A 17367-nucleotide genomic window follows, 5' to 3' on the forward strand; every position below is an offset into this window, starting at 1 on the left:
ATAAAAATACAATTCTTAAGCTAATCTGTGGAAATTTTTTTAAGAATATCAGCATTTATAAAACTTTGAATGACCTTTTGCAAATAAGTTTTCGGTTGAAATCAAACTAACAAGTGCAGCGGATATCCATGCTAAAAATAACGGACATCATAGGACTTACTGAAATCCGTTTTATATCTTTGCAGACTATGACAAAAAGTGAAAGACAAGAGTTGTTAGATAAAGGGTTGTTATTGCCCCTAATGGAAGAGTTTTACACCATTCAAGGTGAGGGCTTCCATAAAGGAACGGCTGCCTATTTTATTCGAATTGGTGGTTGTGATGTGGGTTGCCATTGGTGTGATGTTAAAGAAAGCTGGTTAGCTGAATTGCATCCGCCAACAGAAATTGAAAAAATTGTTGATAATGCTGAAAAATACAGTAAAACCATAGTTGTAACGGGTGGTGAACCTTTAATGTGGGATATGAATCCTTTAACGAGCCAGTTAAAAGCAAAAGGTTTACAAACGCATATTGAAACTTCCGGCGCCTATGAATTAACAGGAACTTGGGATTGGATTTGCTTGTCACCTAAAAAACTAAAATTGCCAACGCAACTAGTTTATGATAAGGCACATGAACTAAAAGTGATTATATTTAATAAAGATGATTTCCGTTTCGCTGAAGAGCAAGCTGCAAAAGTAAATAAAGATTGTATTTTATATTTACAACCGGAATGGAGTAAGCGTGATAAAATGGTGCCAGATATAGTGGAATACGTAATGAATAATCCGCAATGGAAAGTATCCCTTCAAACACATAAATATTTGAATATACCTTAATAAAAAAACGCCTTGAAATTTCAAGGCGTTTTTTTTTACTTAAACTGTAATTGATTATTTTGTTGAAGTAGGAACGGAAACTCGTACTTTATCCCAACCCATATGCATAGTTGCGTTTTCATCAAAACTAATGGAGAATGCTTCTAAAGATTCGTCAGCCATTTTTACAGGAACCGTTACTCTAGCAACATCGTTTTCTTTTTTATAGGAATAAGAACCCCAAGTATTCAGGTCTTTATTGATTATAACAATCCATTCCTTATCACCAGGAATAGTTGCTAAAGAATACGTACCTGCTTGTATTTTATTTCCACCAAAATCCGTGTCCTTATAAAAGGTGATTTCTACAGCTTCATTTGCTCCAGTGCGCCAAACCTTATCATTAGGCGCTAATTTAGATAATAAGCGGTCATTAAGTTGAGGTCTACTGTAAACTACTTTTACCGTTTTATTAGCGTCTTTATAGTCGGAAGGAAACGAAGCCACATCCATTGGGCTTTTATCTAGACTAGGAAATTCTTGAGCAGAAAGCGTGGTTGTAAATAGCATAACAAACGTAAATGCTACGGATGTAATTAATGATGATTTTTTCATAATTCTTTTTTGTAAAATTTATTTAGCTAAAAATATTTAATAATTTCTTAAAAGTCGTAAGGATTCTTAATTATTTACAAATTAAAAGAATTATTTGTAAAAATGTGACCAAATACTTTCATTCGAAATGTAATTGATAAATAAAAGTTGTCAATTGAAATCAAATTAGCGTTTAGTGTTTAAGATTCATAATATAATTATGATATTTGCTTCTTTAAATCAATTATACGAAATATTATGTGTGGAATTGTATGTGCATTTGAGCTGAAACAAAAAACAGCAGACTTAAGACCTCAAGTATTAGAAATGGCGAAAAAAATTCGTCATCGCGGACCAGATTGGAGCGGAATTTATGATAATGATAAAGCTATTATGGCGCATGAGCGTTTGGCTATTGTAGATCCAGCATCTGGTAAACAACCTTTAATTAGCGCTGATAAAAAATTAGTATTAGCAGCCAATGGTGAAATATATAACCATAGAGCGTTGCGTAAGCAATTTTCAGATTACAACTTCCAAACCGAAAGTGATTGTGAAGTAATATTAGCACTGTATCAAGAAAAGGGCGTTCATTTTATAGATGAAATGAATGGCATTTTTGGTTTTGCAATTTATGATGTTGAAAAAGACGAATATTTTGTGGCACGAGATCATATGGGAATTATTCCATTATATATTGGTTGGGATGAACATGGAACCTTTTATGTAGCTTCAGAATTAAAAGCGTTAGAAGGTTATTGTACTAAAATAGAATTATTTCCTCCAGGACATTATTTGTCTAGTAAAGATGGTGAATTTGTGCAATGGTACAAACGGGACTGGACCGAGTTTGATGCTGTAAAAAATAACGAAACCAGTATTTCTGAAATTAAAGCAGCATTAGAAGCGGCCGTGCATAGACAATTAATGAGTGATGTGCCTTATGGCGTTTTATTGTCAGGTGGTTTAGATTCTTCTGTGATTTCTGCTATAGCAAAAAAATATGCCCAAAAACGGATTGAAAGTGATGACACTGCAGATGCTTGGTATCCGCAGTTACATAGTTTTTCAGTAGGTTTAGAAGGTTCTCCAGATTTAGCTGCAGCTCGTAAAGTAGCCGATCATATTAAAACTATTCATCATGAAATAAAATTTACTATTCAGGAAGGGTTAGACGCTATTCGTGATGTCATTTATAACTTGGAAACTTATGATGTAACAACCATTCGCGCTAGTACGCCTATGTACTTAATGGCACGCGTTATTAAATCTATGGGAATTAAAATGGTCTTATCTGGTGAAGGGGCTGATGAATTATTCGGCGGTTATTTATATTTTCATAAAGCGCCTAACGCCAGAGAATTTCATGAAGAAACGGTGAGAAAATTGAGCAAACTGCACCAGTATGATTGTTTGCGCGCCAACAAAAGTTTAGCGGCATGGGGCGTTGAAGGTCGTGTGCCATTTTTAGATAAAGAATTTATGGATGTGGCTATGCGCATTAACCCGCAAGATAAAATGATTAATGGTGAACGCATGGAAAAATGGGTGGTTCGGAAAGCTTTTGAAGACATGATTCCTGAAAGTGTGGTATGGCGCCAAAAGGAGCAATTCAGTGATGGCGTAGGTTATAGCTGGATTGATACGCTTAAGCAAGTTGTTGCGAGAGAAGTTACCGATGAGCAATTACGAAATGCGAAGTATAAATTTCCATTGCAAACACCAACCAGTAAGGAGGAATTTTATTACCGTTCTATTTTTGCAGAACATTTCCCAAGTGATGCGGCAGCACTTTGCGTGCCTCAAGAAGCTAGCGTAGCCTGTAGCACCAAAATTGCTTTAGAATGGGATGAGAGTTTTAAAAACATGAATGATCCAAGCGGGCGAGCGGTTGCTAATGTGCATGCCGATGCCTATTAATTAAGAAGTAAGTTTAAATAAGTTTAAAAAGCTGTTTTTCTTTGGAACTTTTTAAATGAGAAACAGCTTTTTCACGTAAAATAAAGCCTTTGTATCCACTTTAGTGATTTGCAATTTTTTAGAAACTCAAAAAGTCATTCAGATCAAATTTAAGATGCTTTTTAAGCTTTTTAAGCGCGTTTCAACTAATTAACAAATGTTGATAATTATCAACTTCTATCTATAAAATGCTTTTAAAAAGCGTTAAATATGCGTATATTTGCTAGTATCCAAAAAATCCCGATATAGAATGGGATTTTTTTGTGAAATCATTTTTTTAATGAGTCATCAACGAAATTAACAACATAAAACAAACGTTTTTTTTATGAGCGATAAAAGAGAAGAATTTAATAAGGATAATTATTCCGCAGATAGTATTCAGGCCCTAGAGGGCATGGAGCACGTGCGTATGCGTCCTTCCATGTATATTGGAGATACGGGTGTTCGCGGATTACACCATTTGGTTTATGAGGTGGTGGATAACTCTATTGATGAAGCCATGGCAGGTCATTGTGATAATATTACCGTTATCATCAATGAAGACAACTCTATTACAACAGAAGATGATGGTCGTGGTATTCCAGTTGATTTACACAAAAAAGAAGGCGTTTCTGCACTGGAGGTAGTAATGACTAAAATTGGTGCTGGTGGAAAATTCGATAAAGATTCTTACAAGGTCTCTGGTGGATTGCACGGTGTTGGTGTGAGTTGTGTGAATGCACTTTCTGAACATTTAACAGCAACAGTTTATAGATTAGGTGAAATATGGGAGCAGGAATATGAAAAAGGGAAACCTATGTATCCTGTTAAAAAGGTTGGCGAAACGGATAAAAGAGGAACGACTGTTACTTTTAAACCAGACCCAACAATTTTTACTCATAGTTTAGAATATAGTTATGACACGCTTGCAAGTAGAATGCGCGAATTGGCTTATCTTAATAAAGGAATTACAATTCATTTAATTGATAAGCGTCATAAAAAAGATGATGGTTCTTTTGAAGGTGAAACATTTCATTCTAAAGAAGGTTTAAAAGAGTTTATCAAGTTTTTAGATGGAAACCGTGAGCCTTTAATTAAAGAAGTTATTGCTTTTGAAGGTGAGAAAAACGGTGTTCCTGTAGAGGTTGCTATGATTTATAATACATCATACGCCGAAAATTTACACTCGTACGTAAACAATATTAATACACATGAAGGTGGAACGCATTTATCAGGTTTCCGTCGTGGATTAACACATACCCTTAAAAAGTATGCTGATGATTCGGGTTTATTAAAGAATTTAAAGTTTGAAATAGCAGGTGATGATTTCCGTGAAGGATTAACAGCTATTATTTCTGTAAAAGTTCAAGAGCCACAATTTGAAGGTCAAACAAAAACCAAATTAGGTAACCGTGAAGTATCTGCATCTGTAAGTCAGGCGGTTTCTGAAATGTTAACGGACTATCTAGAAGAACATCCAGATGAAGCTAAAATTATTGTTCAAAAAGTAATTTTAGCAGCCCAGGCCCGTCACGCAGCGCAAAAAGCACGTGAAATGGTGCAGCGTAAAACCGTTATGAGTATTGGTGGTTTACCTGGGAAGTTAAGTGACTGTTCGGAGCAAGATCCTGCAAAATGTGAAGTGTTTTTAGTTGAGGGTGATTCCGCAGGTGGAACGGCTAAACAAGGTCGTGATCGTGCTTTTCAAGCTATTTTGCCTTTACGTGGTAAAATTCTGAATGTAGAAAAAGCCATGACGCATAAGGTTTTTGAAAACGAAGAGATTAAAAATATCTTTACCGCATTGGGTGTTACTATTGGTACTGAAGAAGATAGTAAAGCACTTAATTTATCAAAATTAAGATACCATAAAGTAGTGATTATGTGTGATGCCGATATTGATGGTAGCCACATTGAAACGTTAATTTTAACTTTCTTCTTCAGATATATGAAGGAATTAATTGAAAACGGCCATATTTATATTGCAACACCACCATTATTTTTAGTTAAAAAAGGTGCTAGAAAGCAATACGCTTGGTCAGATCAAGAACGTATTGCCATTATGGATGAATATGGTGATGGAAGTAAAATTCAACGCTATAAAGGTCTTGGAGAGATGAATGCAGAACAACTTTGGGATACAACTATGAATCCGGAGTTTAGAACGTTACGTCAAGTACAAATTGATAACGGTGCAGAAGCGGATCGTATTTTCTCTATGTTAATGGGAGATGAGGTTCCACCAAGAAGAGAATTCATTGAAAAGAATGCTATTTATGCAAACATTGATGCCTAAATAACAACTTTTACACATTAAAAAAAAACGCGCTTTTAAACCAATAAGCGCGTTTTTTCGTTTATATTGGAAAGACCATTTAAAAATGACAAATATGAAATATATAATTTTGGGTGCTTTAATTCTACTTTCATCCGGCATCTACGCGCAACAAAATATTGATGATTTACTGGCGGCGGGTGTAAAAGATGCCGAACGTTTCAGTAAAGATTATTTAGCACCTGCCACCGAAGGTTTAGTTTATGGTATAAATAATGGCTGGTTTAATCATGGAAAAGGGCAGAAGCAATTTGGATTTGAAATAGGACTAATTGCCAATACCGCGTTTATTAATTCCAGTAAAAAATCTTTTGAAATGCGCGTTAGTGATTATGATAATATTCGCTTTCCAGATAATAGTGCTTCTAAAATGGTAGCCACAGCATTAGGAAGTAACACGCCGGATATAACCGTTATATTAAGATATGAAGATCCTATTTTTGGAAATCAAGAAACAGAAATAACCTTACCAACCGGTTTAGGATCTAGTGATATTAACGTCATTCCCGCAGCTTTTTTACAAGTAGGTTTTTCACCCTTTAGAGGAACGCAATTAAAAGCGCGCTATTTTCCAAAAATTGAAGTGGACAATGTTGAAACAGGATTGTACGGATTTGGTTTACAGCAAGAATTTACGGCCTGGCTTCCTAAAGAAGAGTTATTTCCAGTGGCCATTTCCGGATTAATAGCGTACACACATTTGGACGGGAATTATGATTTTACGGACCAAGGAGTCGTAAATGGGCAAAATCAACAAGTGGAAACACAAGTTAATACCATGCTTTATGAGCTTATTGTTTCCACCAAGTTTAAAATGCTGAATGTTTATGGTGCTTTGGGTTATATAAGCGGAAAAACTGAAACGGATTTATTAGGAACCTATGTGGTTTCAGATGGGTTTTTATTCTCGGAGTCTATTGTCAATCCATTTTCTATTGAAGAAAAAGATTCCGGAATGCGCACCACGTTAGGTCTTAATTTAAAGTTGGGATTTTTTGCAATAAATGCCGATTATACGTTGGCCGAATTTAATTCAGCTTCATTAGGATTACAATTTTCGTTTTAGATTTCATAAAATCTATAATCAAATGTGATTTAAAAATATTAAATTTGTGAAAATTAATGTTTCACAAGTAAAAAAACATATATACATGAAAGTAACAGTAGTAGGAGCTGGAGCAGTAGGAGCCAGTTGCGCAGAATATATCGCTATTAAAAATTTCGCATCAGAAGTTGTTTTATTAGATATTAAAGAAGGTTTTGCTGAAGGTAAAGCTATGGATTTAATGCAAACAGCCTCTTTAAACGGATTTGATACAAAAATAACCGGAATTACTAATGATTATACGGCAACTGCCGATAGTGATATTTGTGTAATTACCTCTGGTATTCCTAGAAAACCAGGCATGACACGTGAAGAATTAATTGATATCAACGCTGGAATTGTTAAAACGGTTTCGTCTAGTTTAATTAAGCATTCACCAAAAACCATCATTATTATTGTGAGTAATCCAATGGATACGATGACGTATTTGGTTCACAAAACAACAGGTTTACCAAAAAGCCGCATCATCGGAATGGGTGGCGCTTTAGATTCTGCACGATTTAAGTATCGTTTAGCAGAGGCTTTGGGAGCTCCTATTAGTGATGTTGATGGAATGGTAATTGGTGGACACAGTGATACTGGAATGGTGCCCTTAACACGTTTAGCAACTCGTAATAGTGTGTTGGTTTCTGATTTCTTATCAGAAGAGCGTTTAAACCAAGTTAAAGAAGATACCAAAGTTGGTGGTGCAACGCTTACCAAATTATTAGGAACATCTGCTTGGTATGCTCCGGGAGCTGCTGTTAGTGGTTTGGTTCAAGCTATTGCTTGCGATCAGAAAAAAATGTTTCCATGTTCAGTTCTTTTAGAAGGTGAATATGGCTTAAACGATATTTGTATTGGAGCGCCTGTAATTTTAGGTCGCAATGGTATTGAAAAAATCGTGGAGATTGAATTAAATGATGCCGAAAAAGCCCACATGAAAGAAAGTGCTGAAGGTGTTAAGAAAACAAATGACCTTCTGGCATTATAATTGTATAAACTGAAACCAGCTGTTTTAGAAGGCTAAAACGGCTCTTAATTAATAATTTATAAAAAATAATTTTACATGAAAAAACTACTTTTTGTTTTAGTATTGGCATTAAGCCTAACCAGTTTTGCGCAAGAAGCCATAAACGAAGGTGTTATAAAATCTAAACAAACCATGTCTAGTGATAACGAGCAAATGCAAGCGCAGTTAGCAATGGTTGGTGATGTATTAACAACAACGTATTTCAAAGAAGGCAATTCACGCTCTGAAACGTTTAACCTAATGTCTGGTACAACTACCACTATTATGGACGGCGATGCTAAAGAAATGCTAATGTACATGGACAACGAAATGGTTGGTAAAATGTACACCACGGCAAGTACAGAACCTTCTGCAGAAGATATGGAAGGCGTAACTGTAACTAAAGGTGATGAAACCAAAACTATTTTAGGTTATGAATGCCAAGAGTATAACGTTTCTTTAGAAAAAGGTGGTGCAACAGTTATGATGGATGTGTATGTTACAGATCAAATTAAAGCTATGTCTCAACAAGTGGCTCAAATGGGCGCTAAATTGGAAGGTTTTCCTTTATATATGAAAATGGATGTGAGTCAAGCGGGAATGTCTTTGACAATTACCAATGAAGTCACTTCTATTAAAAAGGAAACTGTTTCAGCTGAAAAATTTGATATGACACCACCTGAAGGGTACACAAAAACAGATAAATTAATGGGAATGTAATTTTCCTAAATTTATAATTTGAAGAAAAAACAGCTGAATTAGCTGTTTTTTTTTGTTTAAAATGCAATAGAAACTATGCAAACCTTTTGTTAAATCATTATAGAAGATATATATTTGCTCGTTTTTAAAAATATCAACAAGTAACATAATTTAACACATAATGCAAAATAAAGGATTAGTAAAACTGTTTGCAATTTTGTTTGGGCTGGTAAGTATTTACCAGTTGTCTTTCACTTTTAAGGCGAATAGTATTGACGATAGTGCTGTAGCATATGCAAATGGCGATGAGGTAAAAGAGCGAAAGTACTTGGATTCTCTTGATAATGTAGAAGTTTATAACTTGGGAATTGCCAATTATACCTATGCTGAAGTTAAGGAAAATTCCATGAATCTTGGTTTGGATTTAAAAGGTGGAGTTAGTGTTATTCTTCAAGTATCTGTAAAAGATATCTTAAAAGGATTAGCAAACTACAGCAAGAATCCTGTTTTTAACCAAGCTTTAGAGGATGCCTCTGAAATGCAGAAGTCAAGTCAAGAAGATTACGTTTCTGATTTCTTTACAGCATTTGATAAAATAAAAGGTGATACTAAATTAGCGTCTCCAGAGATTTTCTACACCCGTTCCTTAGATGGCGAGATAGAAGGTAGCATGACGGATGATCAAGTGAAGCCTATTATTAAAAGAAAAATTGATGAGTCCATCATTTCTGCTTTTGAAGTATTGCGTAAGCGTATTGATGAATTTGGTGTAACATCTCCAAGCATTCAGCGTTTAGGTAGTTCTGGTAAAATTTTGGTGGAACTTCCAGGTGTTAAAGATAAAGAACGTGCTATTCGTTTATTACAAAGTACGGCTCAATTAGAATTTTGGGATGTGTACAAACGTGATATGTTTGGACAGTTTTTGTTTGATGCTAACACACTTTTAAAAGAAATAGCTGTTTCAAAAGAAAATGGTACTGATCAAACAGAGGACATTGCAGATCAAACAGAAGAAATGGAGCCTCAAGATGTTGAAGATGCTGAAGATGCACAAAATTCAACTATTGAAGATTTATTAGGATCTGATCCTGATTCTACGGCTACAGAAGTAAATCCATTACGTGATTTATTATTCCAGTCTCAAAACCCAGCAGCTATTGCTATGGTTAATTTGAATGACAGAGAAAAAGTATTGAATTATTTAAATATGCCTCAAGTGCGTTCTTTATTGCCTGGCGACCAGCGTTTTGTGAAATTCGCATTTGGTAAGCCAGCTAAAGATAGTGAGGTTGTTGAATTATATGCTTTAGAAGGAAATAGAGATAACATTCCTAGATTAAGTGGTGCTGTTGTTACAGACGCACGTCAAGAATACGATCCAATGGGTAAACCAACGGTATCGATGCAAATGAACTCTAAAGGTGCTAAAATCTGGGAAGAAATGACTGGAGCAGCTTTTACACAAAGTTCAAACATTGCTATTGTTTTAGATAACGTGGTGTATTCTGCACCAGGTGTTACAACTGGACCAATTGCTGGTGGTAACTCATCTATTTCAGGAAATTTCACATTAAATGAAGCAACGGATTTAGCAAACGTATTACGCGCTGGTAAATTACCTGCTTCTGCAGATATTATTCAAGGTGAAGTTGTTGGACCATCATTAGGTCAAGAAGCTATTGAAAGTGGCCAAATGTCATTCTTAATTGCATTGGCTTTAGTATTGGTTTGGATGTTCTTATACTACGGTAAGGCAGGTTTATTTGCTGATATCGCTATGTTATTCAACATTCTTTTAATCTTTGGTGTACTATCAGGATTAGGAGCTGTTTTAACATTGCCTGGTATTGCCGGTATTGTATTAACCATCGGTATGTCCGTGGATGCGAACGTACTTATCTTTGAGAGGATTCGGGAAGAGATTGCTAAAGGTAAAGATCTTAAAGCGGCCATTAATGACGGTTTTAGTAATGCCTTATCTTCTATTTTAGATGCTAACATTACAACGGGTTTAACCGCTTTAATATTATTTATTTTCGGTACTGGTCCAATTAAAGGATTCGCTACTACCTTAATCATAGGTATTGCTACCTCTTTATTTACAGCCATCTTTATTACAAGATTATTAGTAGATTGGTATGCAAGCAAAAATGGGAATTTAGATTTCTCAACGGCTCTTACTAAAAATTTATTCAGAAATATCAATATCAATTTCTTGAAGAAACGTAAAATTGCTTATATCATTTCTTCAGTAGCTATTGTTATTAGTTTAGGATCTTTATTCACTAACGGTTTAGATCAAGGTGTGGATTTTGTGGGTGGTAGAACGTATCAAGTGCGTTTTGCAAATGATGTGAGTGCTAATGAAATTTCAGAAAAATTATCTGATGCTTTTGGGAGCGCCGAGGCTAAAACCTTTGGTAGTGCTAATCAGTTAAAAATCACAACCAAGTATAAAGTCAACGAAACAGATAATGCTATTGATGAAGAAATCAGAAATACATTATTTACCGAATTACAACCGTATTTTGAGGGTCTAACTTATGACGAGTTCATTAGTGGAGACACCAATAAAACGGTGGGATTAATGAAATACTATAAAGTAAGTCCAACGATTGCAGATGATATTAAAACTGCTTCTATCTGGGCTATTTTAGGATCTTTAATCGTAGTATTCTTATATATTTTGGTACGTTTTAAAAGATGGCAATTCTCATTGGGTGCGGTTGCGGCTGTATTCCATGATGTATTGATTTTGTTAGGAGTTTTCTCTTTAACATACAAATACATGCCATTTAGTATGGAAATAGATCAGGCATTTATTGCGGCTATTCTAACCGTTATTGGTTATTCGTTAAATGATACCGTGGTAGTGTTTGATAGAATTCGTGAGTTCTTCAACGAGCATTCTGTTTGGCCATTTAATAAAGTAATTAATGTGTCTTTAAGTAGTACTTTAAGTAGAACATTAAACACGTCTTTAACAACCTTAGTGGTATTATTAGCAATCTTCATTTTTGGTGGAGATTCTATTAGAGGATTTATGTTTGCATTAATAGTTGGTGTGGTTGTAGGTACCTACTCTTCATTATTTATTGCAACACCTTTAATGTATGATGCTGTGAAAAGAGGTAACGCTGCAGAATCTTTAAAAGAAAAGCAGAAAGTAGAAGAAGCTGAAATAGTGTAATCTACATGTCAATACTTATTAAAAAAGCCTTTTTGAGATTCTCAAAAAGGCTTTTTTTATGGACTGTAATTTGATAATTTAATGCTTCGAATTATAATCTTATTACTGTTAATAGATTTTTTTTGAAATACTACAAATGACACCTATTTCAAATATGCTATAAGAATATATAGGTTTTGCTAAAAGACCTGTTTTCAATAGATATTTTATGACATGGAAAAAGGGCCATTTTAGATTTGATCTAACTCCGACCTAACTCCGACCTAAAGCCGAGGGTAGTCCGAGTGGATATTTTGGTGTTACGCGTTAAGAATGTTTATACGAAACCTTTTGGCTCTCATTAGGCGTTAAACAGTCATACAAGTAGTAGCAGTGGATTTAAAAGGTCAGTTTATTTAGAAGTTGAATACCTCATTTTATCACCGACTTTCAATTGCCAAGTTTTAGCTAATCCAGCATTAACCTCTAGCACATATTTAGCTGCACCTTCAGAAGGCAAAGAGCCTTCATTAAAGGGTTGGGCATTCTCTTGAAAGCTTACAATGGTTTTATTGGCGTCTAAATAGATGATATCTAAAGCAATTCGGGTGTTTTTCATATAAAAGGAGCGCGGTTGTTCATTTGGGAAAACAAATAACATCCCATGATTCGTTTTCATAGACTCCCGATACATTAAGCCGGTTTGGGTTTCAAACTCATTATCGGCAATTTCAATATCCAATTTTACTAAAACCGAATCCGTAGTTTTTTCTAATAACTGCAATTCACCTTCTTTTTTAAAAACCACTTCGGCCTGTTCGGCTTTTTTGGGTTCCTCTTTACAAGATGTGGCAGCCAACGCCACCAAGGTTGCGGATAAACAGATAACTTTAAAATAACGACGTATCATATTATTTACTTTGTGGCTTCGGTTTATACATAAACATAAAATAAAGACCAATAATTATAAATGGAATACTCAAAATTTGTCCGGTATTTAAACCAAACATGGTAATGTATTCATCGCCTTGAGATTCTTTTACAAACTCTACAAAGAATCGAACCGTCCATAGTAACACTAAAAACAAACCGAATAAAAAGCCACTTTGTTGGCCTTTATTAGTTTTCTGATAGATAAACCAAAGAATAAGAAATACAAATATGTAGCAAAATGATTCATATAATTGGGCTGCATGACGAACAGGAACCGCATCTAATAAATACTGAAACTGCGGATTACTAGTAACAGCCGCATACGCATCCTTATAGTTTTCAATACCGGTTTCACCAACTATTTGACGCTTGCTATAATAATCTTGAACAAAACGAACACCTAAAGGCGAATCCGTTACTTTTCCAATAATTTCGGAATTTATAAAATTACCAATTCTAATAAAAACAGCTCCAGATGCTACAGAAATCACCACACGATCTAAAATCCACATAAGCGATTTATACTTGTATTTTCTACGATACAAATACATACCTATAATAATTCCAATAGCGGCACCATGGCTCGCTAAACCTTGAAATCCGGTAAACTCAACGCCACCTTTAAATTTGAAAGGTAAAAAGATGCTAAAAAAATCTTCCGAAATTAATTCCGATTGGTAGAAAAACACATGACCTAAACGCGCACCAAGCATAGTTGCTAAAACGGTATATAGGAAAAGCGGATCTAAATATTCTAATTTGATATGCTCTTTTACGAAGATATATTTCATGATTTGCCATCCTAAAAGGAAAGCAACTATCCACATAACACTATAGAAGTGTAATTCAAGAATTCCGAAAAGATCAATCCCAGTTATGGGATTCCAATCAAATTGTAGTGCTAACATGCGTTATTTTTTATAAGCGTAAATATATACAATTGCAAATGGATACGAAAGCCATGAACTTATAATGACATGTTAATTCTTTTATTTAGATATTTTTTACGAAGAAATACGAATACAATGTGAAGTGATACCATTGAAAAAGCAAAATCAAACCATACTTGTATCTTTTGAATTTTAACCTCAACTTCAATTTTTGACACGAATTTCACGAATGCGCTTACTACGAAATCATCATTTTTGCTTATTGCGAATAAGTAGGCTGAAAGCAGAAAGTCGCTGGTGTCAGAGTTGAAATAAAAATTTGATAAAACTTTTTCATGCAGTTTGAAAAGTCCTCTCCTTTGGAGAGGATTCAGGAGAGGATTTTAAGCTTGCTCCTTGTCCGGAACTGGATCATATCCTAAACGTCCCCAAGGCGACGGAGCGTAAAGAAAATGTACGGTGTACATTTTTAGAGAACGGGCGAGCAGGTGCGTTGGCAATTTTTAGTTGTCATCCTTGTCCGGAACTGGATCATATCCTGAACGTCCCCAAGGCGACGGAGCGTAAAGAAAATGTACGGTGTACATTTTTAGCGAACGGGCGAGCAGGCGCGTTGGCAATTTTTAGTTGTCATCCTTGTCCGGAACTGGATCATATCCTGAACGTCCCCAAGGCGACGGAGCGTAAAGAAAATGTACGGTGTACATTTTTAGAGAACGGGCGAGCAGGCGCGTTGGCAATTTTTAGTTGTCATCCTTGTCCGGAACTGGATCATATCCTGAACGTCCCCAAGGATGACAACTAAAAATCCGAATAACCGCTAATTTACCACCCTTAAAAAAACCATGTTTCTCCAAAGCTTCTTTCGCATAATGCGAACAAGTAGGCTGAAAACGACAAGACGCAGGTGTTAATGGCGAAATAAAAGTTTGATAAACCTTTATTATTAATAGAAATGGGTATGTGAGGATTTTTTTTAACAAAATAGAATGTTGAGTTGTTAAGATGAGAAGTTGTTGAGTCGTTGAGAAGTTAAGATGTTTGTCGTTAACTTGTTAAAAAACTTTTTCTAAGTGCATTTATTTTGTTGGTTATCGATTCGATATCTTTTCTAATTTCTAAATAAGATGCTTCCGAAATAAATTTCAGCTCTTTAGATATAATGGCTTGATTTAATAATTCGATAGCTGAACTATATGCAATCGTCATAAAATGAGCTTTGTCTTTATTTGTCAATCTTGAAGTGCCTTCAGCTATATTAGAGGAAACAGATACAGAACATCGTCTCATTTGCGAGCACAATCCATATTTTTCTTGCGATGGAAATAAATCAGTTGTTTTATAAGTTTTTATGGCGAGATCTATGGATTCCTGTCAAACAATTAATTTTTCAAATGAATAAATGTGCATTTCTTAAGTTTTTGAATTACAGGCCAATATAGTTTAATTTTAACTAAATGTTCTTAACACCTACACGACAAACAACTAGCCACCTTCACACTTTAGTATGTAAAACTAGTTCCCTCTTTACTATCATTCAATTGTATTCCAGCTTCAGCTAATTCATCACGAATTTGATCCGATAAAGCAAAATCTTTATTGGCACGTGCTTCTTGTCTTAATTTTATCAATAACTGAACAGCACCCGTTAATTTTCCGGAAGAATTATCCGTTTTGGCTACATTTTCAAGTCCTAAAATATCAAAAGCAAAAGCATATACAGTTGCAATTAAGATGTCTAAATCTTCTGCCGTTATAGTAGCTTGACCGTCGTTTATTTGGTTGATGTATTTTACGGCTTCAAATAAATTAGCAATAAGAATGGGTGTATTAAAATCGTCATTCATAGCATCGTAACACGATTGTTTCCATGCAGAAATATCATGTGTTGATGCAGAAGATGCTTTTAAACTATGCAATAAATTTACAGCGTCCATTAAACGGTTAAAACCTTTTTCGCTGGACAGAAGTCCGGCATCCGTTAAATCCAATACACTTCTATAGGAAGCTTGCATCATAAAAAACCGAACAACGCTTGGTTTATAGGCTTTGGACATAATATCATTGTCCCCAGAAAGCAATTCCGCAGGATTGATATAATTCCCTGTAGATTTACTCATTCTAGCGCCATTCAATTCGAGCATATTAGCATGCATCCAATATTTTACTGGCGTTTGCTTTTTGGCAGCTTGGTTTTGTGCAATTTCACATTCATGATGTGGAAATTTCAAATCCATTCCACCGCCATGAATATCAAAATGATCACCAAGATATTTCGTGCTCATGGCTGTACATTCTAAATGCCAACCCGGAAAACCATCGCTCCAAGGTGAAGGCCAACGCATAATATGAGTGGGTTCAGCTTTTTTCCAAAGGGCAAAATCCTGCGGATTTTTCTTATCACTTTGTCCATCAAGCGCACGCGTGTTGTGTATTAAATCTTCCAATTTACGCTTGCTTAAAATACCGTATTCGTTGGATTCGTTGTATTTGTGAACATCAAAATAAACGGAACCATTTACTACGTAAGCAAACCCATTGTCAATAATAGTTTGTATTAATTCAATCTGTTCAATAATATGACCCGTTGCCGTAGGCTCAATGCTTGGTGGCAAAAAATTAAAAGTATTCAGTACATTATGAAAATCAACAGTGTAACGCTGCACAATTTCCATGGGTTCAATGGCTTCTAACCGTGCTTTTTTCGTGATTTTGTCTTCACCAACATCGGCATCATTTTCTAAATGACCGGCATCGGTAATGTTTCTAACATAGCGTACTTTATAGCCTAAATGTTTTAGATATCTAAAAATAACATCAAAAGACATAAAAGTTCGCACATTTCCTAAATGCACATTGCTATAAACCGTAGGTCCGCAAACATACATACCAACATAACCATCTGTAATGGGTTGAAAGGATTCTTTTTCACCACTTAAGGTATTGTAAATCTGAATGCTTTGATGGTTATATAATTGCATGCTTGGTTGTTTAGGAGTTGAGATGTTACTAGGTTAGGTATTTATTGTGGAGTTGTTAAATTGTGGAGTCGTTAAAATGTTATCTCCACAACTTAACAACTCCACGACCAACTCTATAACTAAAATTGCGTTTCTAATTTAATATAATCTAAAAATTCACGTCGTGTTCCAGGGTCTTTAAATTTACCGCCGAATTCTGCCGTCACTGTGCTACTTTCCGTATCTCGAATGCCTCTAGAATTCACACATAAATGTTTGGCATCCATAACGCAGGCCACGTCTTCCGTGTTTAATACACGTTGAAGTTCTTTAACCACTTGAATTGTCAAACGTTCTTGTACTTGCGGACGTTTAGCAAAATAATCAACAATCCGATTCATTTTGGATAAACCAACAACAGTACCGTTGGAAATATAAGCAACATGTGCTTTCCCAACTATAGGAAGTAAGTGATGCTCGCAGGTTGAATAAACAGTAATGTTTTTTTCAACAAGCATTTCACCGTATTTATATTTATTATCAAAAGTGGATGCGCTTGGTTTTTTGGCAGGATTTAAGCCGCTAAAAATTTCATTTACAAACATTTTAGCCACGCGGTTTGGAGTGCCTTTTAAACTGTCGTCTGTTAAATCAAGACCCAATGTTTCCATTATATGGCGTACATCTTCTTTGATAATAGCAATTTTCTCTTCTGAATTTAAAACAAAAGCATCTTTGCGCAATGGTGTGTCAGCTGACGTTCCAACATGGTCATCACCAATAGCGTCAAAATCAGCTGTATTATCATTAATTTTCATTATTTCGAAATAAAAAGGTTTTTAATCCGCAAAGATAAGGAATTCCATTTTTTTGTTAAGGGAATTAACAAACAATTAATTTCCATTCAAAAATTTGGCGGGATTCCTTAAATTTTTCTTAATTTACACCGC

14 protein-coding genes are annotated in these 17367 nt (G+C 35.1%); 7 read left to right on the plus strand and 7 right to left on the minus strand.

Features of this window, described 5'->3' with window-relative positions; translation table 11 throughout:
• Window positions 1-188: 188 nt before the first annotated feature.
• On the plus strand, window positions 189-821 hold the full coding sequence (locus ES674_RS06605) for a 7-carboxy-7-deazaguanine synthase QueE (protein ID WP_148403657.1): 633 nt from the start codon (window positions 189-191) through the stop codon (window positions 819-821).
• Between the two features lie 54 nt (window positions 822-875).
• On the opposite strand, the gene ES674_RS06610 is transcribed toward ES674_RS06605, so the two are convergent.
• Window positions 876-1415: a DUF2911 domain-containing protein gene (locus ES674_RS06610; RefSeq protein WP_148403162.1), complete on the minus strand. Its 540-nt coding sequence runs from the start codon at window positions 1413-1415 to the stop codon at window positions 876-878.
• A 237-nt stretch (window positions 1416-1652) separates the two neighbouring features.
• Between ES674_RS06610 and asnB the strand changes: the two genes are divergently transcribed.
• From asnB to secDF, 6 genes are all read left to right on the plus strand, one after another.
• The gene (gene asnB / locus ES674_RS06615) at window positions 1653-3314 is read left to right on the plus strand and encodes an asparagine synthase B (RefSeq protein WP_148403163.1); all 1662 of its coding nucleotides are present in this window, start codon (window positions 1653-1655) and stop codon (window positions 3312-3314) included.
• 364 nt (window positions 3315-3678) lie between these two features.
• Entirely contained in the window at window positions 3679-5628 is a 1950-nt protein-coding gene (gene gyrB, locus ES674_RS06620) for a DNA topoisomerase (ATP-hydrolyzing) subunit B (protein WP_148403164.1), read from the plus strand.
• A 94-nt stretch (window positions 5629-5722) separates the two neighbouring features.
• Complete coding sequence (locus tag ES674_RS06625) at window positions 5723-6733, plus strand: DUF6588 family protein (protein WP_148403165.1); 1011 nt, start codon at window positions 5723-5725, stop codon at window positions 6731-6733.
• An 85-nt stretch (window positions 6734-6818) separates the two neighbouring features.
• On the plus strand, window positions 6819-7745 hold the full coding sequence (gene mdh, locus ES674_RS06630) for a malate dehydrogenase (RefSeq protein ID WP_148403166.1): 927 nt from the start codon (window positions 6819-6821) through the stop codon (window positions 7743-7745).
• 75 nt (window positions 7746-7820) lie between these two features.
• Window positions 7821-8483, plus strand: a complete 663-nt coding sequence (locus ES674_RS06635) for a hypothetical protein (RefSeq protein WP_148403167.1) — start codon at window positions 7821-7823, stop codon at window positions 8481-8483.
• Between the two features lie 160 nt (window positions 8484-8643).
• Entirely contained in the window at window positions 8644-11655 is a 3012-nt protein-coding gene (secDF, locus tag ES674_RS06640) for a protein translocase subunit SecDF (RefSeq protein ID WP_148403168.1), read from the plus strand.
• Between the two features lie 391 nt (window positions 11656-12046).
• On the opposite strand, the gene ES674_RS06645 is transcribed toward secDF, so the two are convergent.
• From ES674_RS06645 to folE, 6 genes are all read right to left on the minus strand, one after another.
• Entirely contained in the window at window positions 12047-12544 is a 498-nt protein-coding gene (locus ES674_RS06645; RefSeq protein WP_148403169.1) for a DUF192 domain-containing protein, read from the minus strand.
• A 1-nt stretch (window position 12545) separates the two neighbouring features.
• Window positions 12546-13475 carry a prolipoprotein diacylglyceryl transferase gene (gene lgt / locus ES674_RS06650; RefSeq protein ID WP_148403170.1) on the minus strand — a complete coding sequence of 310 codons (930 nt, stop codon included), beginning with the start codon at window positions 13473-13475 and terminating at the stop codon, window positions 12546-12548.
• Window positions 13476-14200: 725 nt separating this feature from the next.
• Window positions 14201-14440, minus strand: a complete 240-nt coding sequence (yidD, locus tag ES674_RS06655; protein WP_148403171.1) for a membrane protein insertion efficiency factor YidD — start codon at window positions 14438-14440, stop codon at window positions 14201-14203.
• Between the two features lie 64 nt (window positions 14441-14504).
• Entirely contained in the window at window positions 14505-14822 is a 318-nt protein-coding gene (locus ES674_RS06660) for a four helix bundle protein (RefSeq protein ID WP_246126000.1), read from the minus strand.
• Window positions 14823-14959: 137 nt separating this feature from the next.
• Window positions 14960-16438, minus strand: a complete 1479-nt coding sequence (cysS, locus tag ES674_RS06665; protein WP_148403172.1) for a cysteine--tRNA ligase — start codon at window positions 16436-16438, stop codon at window positions 14960-14962.
• A 119-nt stretch (window positions 16439-16557) separates the two neighbouring features.
• Window positions 16558-17235 carry a GTP cyclohydrolase I FolE gene (folE, locus tag ES674_RS06670; RefSeq protein WP_148403173.1) on the minus strand — a complete coding sequence of 226 codons (678 nt, stop codon included), beginning with the start codon at window positions 17233-17235 and terminating at the stop codon, window positions 16558-16560.
• Window positions 17236-17367: the final 132 nt, after the last annotated feature.

Source organism: Bizionia myxarmorum (assembly GCF_008086205.1).
Classification (GTDB): Bacteria; Bacteroidota; Bacteroidia; order Flavobacteriales; family Flavobacteriaceae; genus Algorimicrobium; species Algorimicrobium myxarmorum.

What these genes read in the sequence shown, in the direction of transcription:
- ES674_RS06605 (WP_148403657.1), top strand. Translation starts at nt 189, where the DNA reads ATGACAAAAAGTGAAAGACAAGAGTTGTTAGATAAAGGGTTGTTATTG.
- ES674_RS06610 (WP_148403162.1), bottom strand. Translation starts at nt 1,415, where the DNA reads ATGAAAAAATCATCATTAATTACATCCGTAGCATTTACGTTTGTTATG.
- asnB (WP_148403163.1), top strand. Translation starts at nt 1,653, where the DNA reads ATGTGTGGAATTGTATGTGCATTTGAGCTGAAACAAAAAACAGCAGAC.
- gyrB (WP_148403164.1), top strand. Translation starts at nt 3,679, where the DNA reads ATGAGCGATAAAAGAGAAGAATTTAATAAGGATAATTATTCCGCAGAT.
- ES674_RS06625 (WP_148403165.1), top strand. Translation starts at nt 5,723, where the DNA reads ATGAAATATATAATTTTGGGTGCTTTAATTCTACTTTCATCCGGCATC.
- mdh (WP_148403166.1), top strand. Translation starts at nt 6,819, where the DNA reads ATGAAAGTAACAGTAGTAGGAGCTGGAGCAGTAGGAGCCAGTTGCGCA.
- ES674_RS06635 (WP_148403167.1), top strand. Translation starts at nt 7,821, where the DNA reads ATGAAAAAACTACTTTTTGTTTTAGTATTGGCATTAAGCCTAACCAGT.
- secDF (WP_148403168.1), top strand. Translation starts at nt 8,644, where the DNA reads ATGCAAAATAAAGGATTAGTAAAACTGTTTGCAATTTTGTTTGGGCTG.
- ES674_RS06645 (WP_148403169.1), bottom strand. Translation starts at nt 12,544, where the DNA reads ATGATACGTCGTTATTTTAAAGTTATCTGTTTATCCGCAACCTTGGTG.
- lgt (WP_148403170.1), bottom strand. Translation starts at nt 13,475, where the DNA reads ATGTTAGCACTACAATTTGATTGGAATCCCATAACTGGGATTGATCTT.
- cysS (WP_148403172.1), bottom strand. Translation starts at nt 16,438, where the DNA reads ATGCAATTATATAACCATCAAAGCATTCAGATTTACAATACCTTAAGT.
- folE (WP_148403173.1), bottom strand. Translation starts at nt 17,235, where the DNA reads ATGAAAATTAATGATAATACAGCTGATTTTGACGCTATTGGTGATGAC.